The sequence below is a fragment of the Trinickia sp. genome, from assembly GCF_036503415.1.
Classification (GTDB): domain Bacteria; phylum Pseudomonadota; class Gammaproteobacteria; order Burkholderiales; family Burkholderiaceae; genus Trinickia.
Genome location: NZ_DASXWY010000225.1, coordinates 58314 through 71053 on the forward strand (window position 1 = coordinate 58314; position 12740 = coordinate 71053).

The 12740-nt window shown below is 66.0% G+C and carries 12 protein-coding genes; 4 read left to right on the forward strand and 8 right to left on the reverse strand.

All coding sequences use genetic code 11. From position 1 onward, the window contains the following. The first annotated feature begins 122 nt into the window (after positions 1–122). Together VGL01_RS25695 and VGL01_RS25700 are read left to right on the forward strand one after the other, a co-directional pair. Positions 123–773, forward strand: a complete 651-nt coding sequence (locus VGL01_RS25695; RefSeq protein ID WP_331574444.1) for a glutathione S-transferase family protein — start codon at positions 123–125, stop codon at positions 771–773. 91 nt (positions 774–864) lie between these two features. Further along, positions 865–1737, forward strand: coding sequence for a cytochrome c oxidase assembly protein (locus VGL01_RS25700; protein WP_331574446.1), 873 nt, complete (start codon positions 865–867; stop codon positions 1735–1737). 118 nt (positions 1738–1855) lie between these two features. Here the strand turns inward: VGL01_RS25700 and VGL01_RS25705 are convergent, their stop codons facing one another. Both VGL01_RS25705 and VGL01_RS25710 read right to left on the reverse strand, forming a co-directional pair. Next, entirely contained in the window at positions 1856–3682 is a 1827-nt protein-coding gene (locus VGL01_RS25705; RefSeq protein ID WP_331574505.1) for a DUF3857 and transglutaminase domain-containing protein, read from the reverse strand. A 102-nt stretch (positions 3683–3784) separates the two neighbouring features. Continuing rightward, on the reverse strand, positions 3785–4678 hold the full coding sequence (locus tag VGL01_RS25710; protein ID WP_331574448.1) for an AraC family transcriptional regulator: 894 nt from the start codon (positions 4676–4678) through the stop codon (positions 3785–3787). 117 nt (positions 4679–4795) lie between these two features. On the opposite strand from VGL01_RS25710, the gene VGL01_RS25715 reads away from it, so the two are divergent. Next, positions 4796–5344, forward strand: coding sequence for a hypothetical protein (locus VGL01_RS25715; protein ID WP_331574450.1), 549 nt, complete (start codon positions 4796–4798; stop codon positions 5342–5344). A gap of 61 nt (positions 5345–5405) precedes the next feature. On the opposite strand, the gene VGL01_RS25720 is transcribed toward VGL01_RS25715, so the two are convergent. After that, on the reverse strand, positions 5406–5711 hold the full coding sequence (locus VGL01_RS25720; protein ID WP_331574452.1) for a HigA family addiction module antitoxin: 306 nt from the start codon (positions 5709–5711) through the stop codon (positions 5406–5408). A gap of 199 nt (positions 5712–5910) precedes the next feature. Between VGL01_RS25720 and VGL01_RS25725 the strand changes: the two genes are divergently transcribed. After that, positions 5911–6741 (forward strand): MFS transporter, encoded by an 831-nt coding sequence (locus VGL01_RS25725; protein ID WP_331574454.1) that lies wholly within the window; start codon positions 5911–5913, stop codon positions 6739–6741. A gap of 42 nt (positions 6742–6783) precedes the next feature. On the opposite strand, the gene hutG is transcribed toward VGL01_RS25725, so the two are convergent. Genes hutG through hutC form a run of 5 tightly spaced genes read right to left on the reverse strand, consistent with a single transcriptional unit; the run spans position 6784 to position 12724 of the window. Continuing rightward, complete coding sequence (gene hutG / locus VGL01_RS25730) at positions 6784–7602, reverse strand: N-formylglutamate deformylase (RefSeq protein WP_331574456.1); 819 nt, start codon at positions 7600–7602, stop codon at positions 6784–6786. Positions 7603–7651: 49 nt separating this feature from the next. Continuing rightward, positions 7652–9058 carry a formimidoylglutamate deiminase gene (locus VGL01_RS25735; RefSeq protein ID WP_331574458.1) on the reverse strand — a complete coding sequence of 469 codons (1407 nt, stop codon included), beginning with the start codon at positions 9056–9058 and terminating at the stop codon, positions 7652–7654. Continuing rightward, positions 9055–10296: an imidazolonepropionase gene (gene hutI, locus VGL01_RS25740; RefSeq protein ID WP_331574460.1), complete on the reverse strand. Its 1242-nt coding sequence runs from the start codon at positions 10294–10296 to the stop codon at positions 9055–9057. Before hutI ends, VGL01_RS25735 begins: the two co-directional genes overlap by 4 nt. A gap of 10 nt (positions 10297–10306) precedes the next feature. After that, the gene (hutU, locus tag VGL01_RS25745; RefSeq protein ID WP_331574462.1) at positions 10307–11995 is read right to left on the reverse strand and encodes a urocanate hydratase; all 1689 of its coding nucleotides are present in this window, start codon (positions 11993–11995) and stop codon (positions 10307–10309) included. Between the two features lie 33 nt (positions 11996–12028). Further along, the gene (hutC, locus tag VGL01_RS25750; protein ID WP_331574464.1) at positions 12029–12724 is read right to left on the reverse strand and encodes a histidine utilization repressor; all 696 of its coding nucleotides are present in this window, start codon (positions 12722–12724) and stop codon (positions 12029–12031) included. Between the last annotated feature and the right edge of the window lie 16 nt (positions 12725–12740).

Here is a 12740-nt window from a genome sequence, read left to right on the forward strand (position 1 = left end):
GGACCCGGTGAGCCATTAGAGATGCTAATGGCTCGAGCGCAGTATTCCTGCTTTGCCGGTCGCGGCCGCGCTGGCTAGACTCGTCGTCGCGAATTCACCCGAATCTTTGCGACGAAAGCCAAATGAACTATCGACTCTACTATTCGCCCGGTGCCTGCTCGTTGGCCGTTCATATCGCGCTCGAAGAAATCGGCATACCGTTCGAGCGCGAGGAAGTCTCGGTTGCGCGAGGCGAGACCACACAGCCTGAGTACCTGGCCATCAACCCGAAAGCGCGCGTGCCCGCGCTGGCCATCGCCGGCGAAACACGCGTGCTGACCGAACTGCCCGCGATTCTCACGTTTCTCGCGCGACGGCACCCCGAGGCGAATCTGTTGCCGAGCGACAACGCGCTCGACGAGGCACGCTGTCACGAATGGCTCGCGTGGCTCGCCGGCTGGGTGCACGGCGTCGGTTACGGCGAGCTATGGCGCCCACTGCGGTTCGTCTCCGATCCTGCGTTGTGCGAAACGATCAGCGCGGCCGGCAGACGCACCATCGAACAATCCTGCGTTTGCATCGAAGCGGAGCTCGCCGATGGGCGCCCGTGGGCCGTCGCGCGCGGTTATTCGATCGTCGATCCGTTTTTGCTCGTGCTCTATCGCTGGGGCAACCGGATCGGTCTGCCGATGCGCGAGCGCTATCCGGCTTGGACCGGGATCGTGCGGCGTGTCTCGGCACGCCCGGCCGTGCAGCGCGCCATGGCGAACGAGGGGGTCTTCCTGGACCGATGAAGCCGCGCCGATTGCCGGGCCGCGCCAGCGATGCTGTTAATATGCAGCGGGCCGTACCGCGAAGCGTACGACTGCCGTATCACTCATCGCCATGTCCGTCATCAGCCTGCTCGACCCTTGGGAGCCCTCTCCCGCGTTTGTCGCCGTTGTGCTCGTCACAGCCGTGCTCTATGCGCGCGGCGCGCGGCGCGCCCCCGTGACGATCGCGCGTCAAGCCGCGTTCTGGACCGGCCTCGTGCTGTTTTATCTCGCACTCCACACGCGGCTCGATTACTACGCGGAGCACCAGTTCTTCGTGCATCGGCTGCAGCACCTGGTGCTGCACCATCTCGCGCCGCTCGTGCTGATGGCCTCGTATCCGGGCAGTGTCCTGCGCGCGGGGCTGCCGTTCGCATGGCGGCCCGCGCTACGGCGCTGGCAGCGCAGCGCGTCGGCACGTCTGGCCGCTGCGACCTTGCTCAACCCCACCGTCATTTCGCTTGCGTTCGTCGTTTCGGTGGTTCTCTGGCTCGTCCCGTCGGTCCAATTCGTCGCGATGCTCGACTGGCGCCTCTATACGCTCATGAACTGGTCGGTGGCCGTGAGCGGCCTCGCCTATTGGTGGATGCTGCTCGATCACCGCCGTGCGCCGCCGAGCCGCACGCGGCCCGGCTTGCGCGTGCTTTCCCCCGTGATCACCATGACGCCGCAGATTCTCGTCGGCGCGATCATCACTTTTTCATCGCAAGACCTCTATCCGATCTTCACGCTGTGCGGACGCGCGTTCACTTCGATCCCGCCCGTGCTCGATCAGAGCCTCGGCGGCCTCATCATGTGGGTGCCCGCGGCCGTGCTCGAATCGATCGGCGCGATGATGGCGCTGCGCCATATGATGCGTTTGTCGGAGAGCGCGCCCACGACGATCTCACGCGTGCGCCGCAGCACCGGCAGCGCGACGCCGACGTTGGAGGCCTCTTCGCGCTGACGACAGGTCGACCAACGTGCGGTGTCAGCCCGCCAGCCATGCCCCATAACGCGCCACATCGACGTTGCCGCCGCTCACGATGACGCCCGGGCGAATCGGATCGCGATTCGGCATCGTATTACCTCGAACGCGAGGATTCATCGAGGCGCGGCGCGACGATGACTTGCGCCAGCGCGTCGCGCTCCATGCGTTCGAGCGCTGGGCGCATCGCCGCGAATTCGTCAGGACTGCAGACTTGTTTGCCGAAGCGCGCCTGCAGCCGGCGCGTGATTTGCACGATATGCGTCGCCGGATCGAACACGTAGTGCGAGCGATAGTGCAAGCCACCCGCGCTCAATTCGAGATCGTTCGGCACGAACACCGCGCGCATGCCGGAGGGCAACGCAATCTGGCCCGCCTCGTCGAATCCGCCGCCGATGCAGACGAACGGCTGGGTGCGCACACCGGCCGCCAGCCACTGCTCGACCTGCGTCGCGATCCCGCCGGATAGACTCGATATCGCCGGCATGCCCGTCATCCCGTCGGGCCAGATCACATGCTCGAGCGCGCCCGTCATCGAGACCGCGAACGGTCCGCTCGTGCCCGCGACATCGTCGGCAACGATCGTCGCGCTCCCGCGCAAACCAGCGTTATGCAGACGTTCGTACGCAATTTGCTGCACGCGCTCGTGCGTCGCGCGGCGAAACACGTTGCGCTCGAGTTCCGCTGTCCAGCCGCTGTCCTCGACGCGATAAGCGTAACGGGCGGCGCCGCTCGCATCGATGTCGATCTGCACGCGCGATGCGCGCTCGCGCGGCTCGACGGCAGGCGTGCGCACCATGCGCGCTTCGTCGACCAGCAGCGCGGGCCGGTCCATGACGCCGGGCGGCAGATACCCGAACGCAATGCCGCCCGCAGTCGTATCGGCAAACGTCTGGAGCTCCGGCATCCAGACGATCACATGATTGATCGCGCTCGCGCCGTAACCGGGCACCGACGGCAGCGTGTACACAGGACCGAGACCGAGCAGTGCCGGCTCGCTCCGAATACCGGCCGCGGCGAGCAGCGCGCCGAAAAGCGCGACGTGATCCTTGCAATCGCCATAGCGGTTGCGCAGGACATCGATCACCCGATGCGGCCGCGCCGCTGTTTCGCCCACGAAAAGCGCCACATAACGTATGTTCGCGCGCATCCAATCGTAGATGGCGCGAGCTTTCGAAACCGGGTCAGGCTGCGCGTCCGTCAACGCATGCGCCAGCGCGGCGATAGCCGGATCCGCGGCGCTCGCGTCCGCGGCGCCCGCCCGGTATCGCTCGGCGAACGCGACGAAGTCCGCGTCGGTCGTGACCATCAACCGGTCGCCGTCTTGTGCGTAGCCGACCGCACCGGGCTCCGTCGCCGCATAGGGGCCATGCCGATAATCGAAGGCGTAGCGCGTGCGCGCACCGTCGGTCACAGGCGGCTCGCCGACATATCCGCGCGCATCGGCATGAAGCGGCACGTCCGAGGGCAAATCGAAGACGAGCTGTTGGGACTCGACGGGCTCGCGCGTCGGCGCGACGAAATAGCTGAACGCACCGGGCTCGATCGGTTTGCCACGAACCTTGTGAAAGACGACGTGGATTCGCCAGCCCGGCTCCACGCCCGGGAAAATGATCGTCCGCAAGACACCGTCCTCGAACGTCGGCGCACCTGACGCACGCGGCTCCTGCACGTCGCGAATCGCCTCCGGCCCGACCGGATGCCGCACCCCGCCCGGATCGATCGACTCGGCCGTCACGATCGTGAGCTTTTCGGTGTCCTTGTCGAACCACACGTAATGCTGTGCGATCGCATCGACCCCGCTCGACGTGTTCGCGCGCAATGTCGTGTCGTCATACTCCTCCAAGGTCCCGTCCCGTTGCACTACGAAGCGATGCACGTCCGATTCGATTGTCGACGGCGCATCTTGCGACGCCCGAGCCATTGCGCTCGCGCACGAGACGGCAGTGGCCAGGGCGATCGCACGCAGTGCAAGAACGAAACCGCCTGCGCGGCACCCTGTACGCCAGCGAGCCATCACGCCCCGTCAGCCGGTGAGCCGCGCGCGGTACGCACGCGGGCTTTCGCCGAATTCGGCCCGGAAAGCGCGGTTGAAGTTCGAAACGTCCTCGAACCCGCAATCGAGCGCGATGTCGACGATTTTGCCGGGCGCATCGGCGAGACGCTGAGCCGCGAGCCGCAATCGCGCACGCACGACGTATTGATGCGGCGTCGTGCCCGTGGCCTGCTCGAACGTACGCAGGAAGTGGTAAGGACTCAGTCCGGCATGCTCGGCAAGGCGATCGAGGCCGAGCTCGCTCTCGGGCGCTGCGTCGATCAACTGAAGAATCTGCATCACGCGTTCGATCGCCGCGCTGGAGGCACCGCGCGTATCGCGCGGCGAAAGGCCCGCGGTGTGCCGTAGCGCATGTGCGGCAAGCGCTGCGGCGAGCGCGTCCCAGCCGCGTGCGCGTTGCATCGATATGCCCGCGCAAGCACCCGCGACAAACGGAGCAAACGCGCGCGAGGGCGCGATGCGTGCGGCGCCGAAACGCGCGCCGCGCGGCGTTACGCCCACGTCCGCCGCAATTCGCTCGAAGTATGCCGGGGTATAGCGAAACGCAATACAGCGATCGCCTTCGCGGTGCCGGTGGCCGCACTCGAAGCACTCGCCGTCATTGCCGAGCATCACCGCGCCCGGCGTCATCAATGCCCGCGCCGACGGCGTCCGATACTCGAACGCACCAGCGACGACGAGCGCGACGAGCATGCGCGAGTGCCGCTCCTCGAACGGAACGTCGTTCGGCCCATGCGTGCAGAGCACATCGGCCACCTGCCAACCCTCGCCCGCAACGAGCGTGCGCGGCGTCGTGCTCGCGCGTGCACCGGCCTCGCGCCGCCGTGCCAGTGCCGCGTCGAGTCCGGCCGCAATATTTGCCAAGATTTGCCCCTTACTTCCCCATAGGATCGTTATAGAACATCGCACGCGCCGCGGCCTGCCGCCGGTCGATGCGCGAACCGATGAACCGACGAACCGACCGTTGCACGGAGATCATCCATGAATACTATCGAAACGAGCTTGCAACATGAATTCCCGGGCGCACTGACAGCGCCGGAACGCGCCGTCGATATCGACGACGCAGACGACATCTACGGCTGGCTGATCGGGAGTTGGTCGCTCGAAGTTCTACATTATCGCGGTGTGGATTTGCGCGGTCGGGGACTCATGGCCGAGGCGCATTTCGCGCGCGTGCTCGAGGGCCGCGCGATCGGCGATGTCTGGATCATGCCCCCGAGAGGCTCGCGCGAGCCGCGGGAAACCAGCATGAATATGTACGGCATGACGCTGCGCTGTTGGGATCCACAGCTGCGGGCCTGGCGCATCATGTGGGAGAATCCCGCCGGCCCCCATCGCGAAACGCAAATCGGCCGCCGTGTCGGCCGCGATATCGTACAAACCGGCGCGCGGCCCGATGGTCAGGCGACGCGCTGGCGGTTTACCGAAATCACGCCCGAACGCTTTCATTGGATCGGCGAGGCCCTCGCCCCCGATGGGCAAACCTGGCAGCTCGAAGGAGAGTTCGTCGCAACGCGCGTCGATCGCTGAATTACGCGAAGTCGTATCGGGAGACAGCGGTAACGGGCCCTGGCTTTCGACGCCCGAACACTCAAAACAACGAACGCTGCCGTTGCCGTGCCATCGAGACGACGTTGAGCTCGTCGAGCCGTTCGCGCGCCTTAGCGAGGTCGTGCACGAGTTGCCGCTGCAGCCACGTTTCGGCCCCGCCGCCGAATGCTTTGTCGAGCCGCAGCGCCATTTCGGGCGAGATGCCCGACTTTCCGCTCAGCAGATTCGTGAGCGCCTGGCGGCTCACCCCGAGCACGGCGGCGGCCTCAGTCACGCTGAGGTTGAAGCGCTCGAGACAGGTCTGGCGCACTATCGCGCCCGGGTGGATGAAGTCGGAATCGGCCATGGGCCGCACATTATCGGGGAACGACCGAATCGTCAACTGACAATGGACTCTTGTCGACGGGCGTCGACCGCGCAGCCGATCACGTCCGGCCGCGCGGAAACTGTGAAGTCCTGCTTCACAGTGCGTCAACATTGCGATGGATAGTCGCTCGCGGAACGCGATGGTACATCTGAACTCCCCTTCGTTTGGAGAATTTCCGATGACCTCCGCTCCGCTTTCCGCCGCCATCGCGCCGACGCGTTCGCCCTGGCGCAGCGTGCTTTGGACCGTCCCGCTGACCGCTCTTTGGATCGTGCTGATCTACCGGCTGCCGATCATCCCGACGAGCGGCGTTCCCACCACCGCCCATCAACTGACGGCCCATGCGTTCATCGCACTCGGCTTATGGCTCGGCCTCGAACATACCGAGCTGACGCCAGCCCAGCGCCGCGTGACGTGGCTGGCCGTCATGATCCCCGACACGCTTTGGTTCGCGGTTGCCTGGAGCGCGGCGATCGGCGGCGGCTTTCACGGCAACCCCGCTTCTCCCGTACCGTGGCTGCCGTTGGCGATATTCCTGCCCGTGCTGATCGGCGCGCCGCTGTTGCTGTCGTCGAAGCGCATCGGAAAGGTGCTCGATGCGATGCCTGCGACGTGGCTCGTCGCACTTCAGTCTTACCGTGTATTCGGCAGCTTTGCTCTCGCCGCATGGCTGCGCGGCGCGATGCCCGGCGCGTTCGCCTTGCCCGCGGGAATCGGCGACGTCTTGACCGGCGTGCTCGCCTTGCCGGCTGCAATGGCCCTGGCGGCTGGCACGGCGGAGGGTCGAAAAGCCGCGATCGTCTGGAACATCATCGGCCTCGCGGACTTTGCGATCGCCATCGCCATGGGGATGATCACCTCCCCGGGCCCGCTCCAACTGATCGTGCCAAACGTGCCGAGCATCGGTGCCGGCGTTTATCCGGACGTGTTGACGCCCGCGTTCGTGGTGCCGAGTTCGATCCTGCTGCATGCGCTGTCGCTGCGACAGTTGATGCGCCGACGCCGCTGACGGCACGAAGCAGTCCGGCCTTCAACGGCGCGCATGGTGTGTTCAGCTTGCCGCGCGCACATGGTTCAGCGCCTCGTGCACGAGTGATTCGACGAGCGGCTGGACGCGCGCCGCGAGCGCCTCGTCATAGGGGTAAGGCCGCGCCTCGCGCATGTAGGTGATTTGCGAAAGTTCGAGCTGCACCGCATGGACACCGTTATCGGGCGCACCGTAGCGGCGGGTGATATATCCGCCCTTGAAGCGCCCGTTGGCCACTGCGGTATAGCCGCTGCCGTGCCGAGTCACATGCAGCGTCAGCGCCTCGGCGAGTCCGTGGACCGCGCTCGCGCCGCCGGCTGTGCCGAAGTTGAAATCGGGCAACCGCCCTTCGAAAAAGCGCGGCACGCGCGAACGGATCGAATGCGCATCCCACAGCAGCACCGAGCCGTGTAACGACTTCAGCCGAGCCAGTTCGCGCTCGAGCGCATCGTGATAGGGCTGCCAGTATTGCGCGCGTCGACGCTCGATCTCGTTGGCATTCGGCTCGCCCCCGGGATGGTAAAGCGGCGCCTTCTCGAACGTATCGATCGGCACCAGACCCGTCGTATCCTGCCCCGGGTAGAGACTCGCGTCGTCAGGCGGACGGTTCAGGTCGATCACATAACGGGCATAGGCAGGCACGATCAAGGATGCCCCCAAACCACGCGCGAACGCATACAGCCGTTCGAGATGCCAGTCGCAATCGTCGACGTGGCGAGCGACATCGGTCATCCCGGCCGCGACGGCAGCTGGAATCGCCGTGCCGACATGCGGCATCGATATGAGGAGCGGTAGCGTCCCCTCGTGCAACGTCAAAACCGGCGGTTCGGGTGGGGTTGTCATATTGAGCTCCTGCTCCTGCTTCGATTCGCGTAGTCACGCAACCCGCGGATCACCGCATCAGTTGCGCTACCGCCATGCGATACGCCGCATAGACCCGCGCCTCGTCGATATGCCGCCGCTCGCGCACGACGCAGCGGCCGGCCACATAGACATCGCGGATCGGCGTCTCGCCTTGTTCGCAAAACACGATACCGGAAAGCCACGAAGCGGTGGGACGCACATCGACGCTCGGATGGTCCGGATCGAGCACGAGCCAGTCGGCACGACTTCCCGCCCGCAACGCGCCCGTCGGGCGACCCGTCGCCTGCGCTCCGCCCGCCAGCGCCGCGTCCACGAGTTGCTCGCCCAGTTGCTTGCCCTCGACGGCCGCAAGCACGTTCCGCTCGCGCCGCGCAAGACGCTGTCCATATTCGAGCAGACGCAACTCGGCGCGCCAGTCCACCGCGATCTGGCTGTCCGAGCCGATGCCGAACCGTCCCTGGGCATCGAGGTAGCGTCGCGCCGGGAACACCCCATCGCCGAGGTTCGCTTCAGTCGTCGGGCACAGCCCCACCACCGCCTTGCTGCGAGCGAGCGCGAGCGTCTCGGCGTCGTCGAGATGCGTCGCATGCACGAGGCACCAGCGCGCGTCGACATCGGCATGATCGAGCAACCAGGCCACGGGCCGCGCCCCGGTCGCCGCGATGCATTCGTCGACTTCGCCCGTTTGCTCCGCGATGTGGATGTGAATCGGGGCATTCGGCATACGAGCGCGAATGCCTTGCGTCAACGCCAGCAGCGAGGGCTCCGATACCGCGCGCAACGAGTGCGGTGCGACACCGTACGTACGCGTGCCGTCTTCGGGATGCGCGCTTCGCAAGCTGTCGAGCATGCCCAGCAATGCGTCGGGATCGCTGATGAATCGCCGTTGATCGGCACGCGGAGCACGCCCTCCGAATCCGCTCGATTCGTAAAGCACGGGCAGCATCGTGATCCCGATCCCGACGCCCGCCGCGGCACCCACCACCCGCCCCGCGAGCTCAGCCGGGTGCGCGTAGCGGTGCCCGTCGGGCGCATGATGCAGGTAGTGGAATTCACAGACGGACGTGTAACCCGCTTTCAACATCTCCACGTAGAGCCAGGCGGCAACGGCTTCGAGCGTCTCCGGCGTCATGCGCGCGGCGAAGCGGTACATCGAATCGCGCCAACTCCAGAACGTATCGCGCCCCTCGCCGCGATATTCCGCGAGGCCCGCCATCGCGCGCTGAAATGCGTGGGAATGCAGATTCGGCATGCCCGGCATGATCGGACCCGCCGCGCGCGGCGTATCCACTTGCGCGCGCGCAGCAGCCTCCACGCTCGTCAGCGTGCCATGCCCGTCCCATCGCAATAGCACGTCGCGCTGCCATCCGTCGGGCAAATAGGCGTATTGCGCAAAGAGCGAATGCGCGCGCGGAGGGTGGGTGGCGGGCGTCACGTCGTACTCCTTGCCGCGGCCGGCCGCGGCCAGCGGTGCACCGTGATGCCATTGCGCACGACCCGAGCGGCGAGCGGACGCCCGATCCAGTAGGCAAGTTCGGGCAGCGTATCGACCGACCACGCGACGAAGTCGGCCGCGCGTCCGGCTTCGAGCGAACCATGCCGCGCGTCTTGACCGAGCGCGCGCGCCGCATGCCGCGTCACGCCTTGCAACGCCTCACTGACGGTGAGCCGGAACAGCGTACATCCGAAGTTCAGCATCGCGACGAGCGATGTCGCGGGCGACGTGCCCGGATTACTGTCGGTGGCAAGGGCGATCGGCACTTCATAGCGGCGCAGCAACTCGATCGGCGGCAACTGCGTCTCGCGAATGAAGTAATAGGCGCCCGGCAGCAGCACGGCCACCGTGCCCGCCGCTTTCATCGCCGCCACGCCGGCTTCATCGAGGTGCTCGAGATGATCCGCCGACAGCGCCCGGTAGCGCGCGGCGAGCGCCGCGCCGCCCATGGCGCTCAACTGCTCCGCGTGCATCTTGACCGGCAAGCCCCGTCGCGCCGCCGCTTCGAGCACGCGCTCGCTTTGCGCGAGCGTGAAGCCGATGCGCTCGCAAAAGACGTCCACCGCATCGACGAGGCCTTCATCCGCGAGCGCGGGCAACATCCGCTCGCAGACTTCGTCGATGTAGGCATCGGCGCGGCCCGCGAACTCCGCAGGTAATGCGTGCGCGCCAAGAAACGTCGTATAGACCGAGACCGGACAGCGCCGTCCAAGCTCGCGTGCGGCGCGCAGCATTTTTCGCTCGCTGGCCAGATCGAGACCATAGCCGGACTTGATCTCGACGGCGCCCACGCCGTCTTCGATCAAGGCCGCGAGTCGCGGCTCCGCCGCCGCGACGAGCGCCGCTTCGTCGGCCGCGCGCGTGGCCCGCACCGTCGAGGCGATACCGCCGCCGCGACGGGCGATCTCCTCGTAGCTGGCGCCGGCCAGACGCAACGCGAATTCGTCGGCCCGATGCCCGGCATAGACGAGATGCGTGTGGCAATCGACAAGGCTCGGTGTCACCCAGGCGCCGCCGATGTCTTCGCGCGGCCAGTCATCGAACTCGCGCGGAAGATCGGCGCGCGCGCCGACCCACGCGAGCTTGCCGTCGCGCACCGCCAGCGCGGCATCGGCAATCGTTTCGTCCGGATCGCCGTGCGGGCATAGATGCAGGTGCTGCCAGACCAGATCGTTCATCGTTCGATCGTCATTGTCCGAGCATCGGCAAATTCAAGCCGGCTTCGCGCGCGGTGCGCTCGGCGAGCGCATAGCCCGCATCGGCGTGACGCATCACACCCGTGGCCGGATCGTTGAACAGCACGCGTTCGATGCGCCGTGCCGCCGCCTGCGTACCGTCGCAGACAATGACGACACCCGCATGCTGGCTGAAACCCATGCCCACCCCGCCGCCATGATGCAGCGAAACCCAGGTGGCCCCGCCCGCGGTATTGAGGAGCGCATTCAACAGGGGCCAGTCGCTCACCGCGTCGGATCCGTCCTTCATCGCTTCGGTCTCGCGGTTCGGGCTCGCCACGGAGCCCGTGTCGAGATGGTCGCGGCCGATGACGATCGGCGCCTTGAGTTCCCCGCGCGCCACCATTTCATTGAACGCCAGGCCGAGCCGGTAGCGGTCTTTCACGCCGGCCCAGCAGATACGCGCCGGCAACCCCTGGAACGCGATGCGCTCGCGCGCCATGTCGAGCCAATTGTGCAGGTGCGCATCGTCGGGAATCAGCTCCTTCACCTTGGCGTCCGTCTTGTAGATGTCTTCGGGGTCGCCCGAGAGCGCGACCCAGCGAAACGGGCCTTTGCCTTCGCAAAAGAGCGGCCGGATGTAGGCCGGCACGAAACCCGGGAAGTCGAACGCGTTCTCGACGCCCATCTCCTTAGCCATCTGACGAATGTTGTTGCCGTAATCGAGCGTCGCCGCGCCCCGCGATTGCAGCGTCAACATCGCCTGAACCTGCTTCGCCATCGATTGCTTCGCGGGCACGACGATGCTTTGAGGATCCACCTTGCGACGCTCGCGCCATGCTTGCAGCGTCCAGCCTTGCGGCAGGTAGCCGTTGATGGGATCGTGCGCGCTCGTCTGATCGGTTACACAATCGGGCGTGATGCCGCGCGCAACGCATTCGATGAAGACATCGGCCGCATTGCCCAGCAGACCGACCGAAACCGGCTTGCCGCTCGCCTTGGCCGCTTCGATCATCGCCAGCGCCTCGTCGAGCGTCGTTGCCTTGCGATCGAGGTAGCGCGTCTTCAGACGCATGTCGATGCGTGTCTCGTCGCATTCGACGGCGATCATCGAGAAGCCGGCCATCGTCGCGGCCAGCGGTTGCGCGCCGCCCATTCCACCGAGGCCGCCGGTCAGGATCCAGCGCCCCTGCGCCTGGCCGTTGAAATGCTGATTGGCCACGGCGTAAAAGGTCTCGTAAGTGCCCTGCACGATCCCCTGGCTGCCGATATAAATCCAACTCCCGGCTGTCATCTGCCCGTACATCATGAGCCCCTTTCGATCGAGCTCGTGAAAGTGGTCCCAGGTGGCCCAGTGCGGCACGAGATTCGAGTTCGCGAGCAGCACGCGCGGCGCATCGGCATGCGTGCGGAACACGCCGACGGGCTTGCCCGATTGGATCAGCAGCGTTTCGTCGTCGTTCAGTGTCTCGAGCGTGGCGAGGATACGGTCGAAGCATGCCCAGTCGCGCGCCGCGCGCCCGATCCCGCCGTAGACGACGAGCGCATGCGGATGCTCGGCGACTTCAGGATCGAGGTTGTTCTGGATCATCCGATACGCGGCTTCAGTGAGCCAGCTCTTGCAGGATTTGATCGGTCCGCGTGGCGCACGCACCGTGCGCGAGGCGTCGTAGCGCGGATCGACGGATTTCGGGTCGTTCATGAGGGCCTCTTTGCCTTTCGGTTCGATGCGTTTTCAGAAATGGCCGGTGAAGCGGTAGCGGCTGCCCGGATGCCACAGATTCGCGATCGACGCGACGAGTGCACGCGTCCAGGTCCGCCGATGCAACACGAGACACGGCTCGCCGTCGGCCATCGTCAGCTGCGCGCAGGTGTCGGGCTCGGGCAGCGCGGCTTCGATGCGGTACTCGACGCGCGACAGCGGCGCGACACGCACGAGATACTGGTTCGGGGTGATTTGCGTGAAGTCCTGCAGCGCGTATTCCGGGGCTGCAGCCGGGTTGACCCAGCGCTCTTCGAATTGCACCGGCTCGTCGTTCTCGAAATGCAGGACGCGCGAATGGAAGATCGGGCTGCCCGAGTTCAATTGCATCTCTTCGGCCAGTGCCGCATCGGCCACGGTCGCGCCGAGCGAAAGCACGCTCGCACAATGCCGGTGGCCGCGCGCTGCGATTTCGTCGGAGATGCTGCGTATCGCCACGAGCGTCGATTCGTATTTGGGCCGCGCAACGAATGTCCCCGCGCCCTGCACACGCGTGAGCACCTGCTCCGCTGTCAGCTCGCGCAAAGCGCGGTTGACCGTCATGCGGGCCACCTTGAACTCGCGCGCGAGCTCGTTCTCGGAGGGCACCTGATCGCCCTCGCCCCATTCGCCCGAATGAATGCGGGTCAGGATGAAGTCCTTGATGCCTTGATAAGCCGGTGCGTTCATTGGCGGGCCGCCTCGA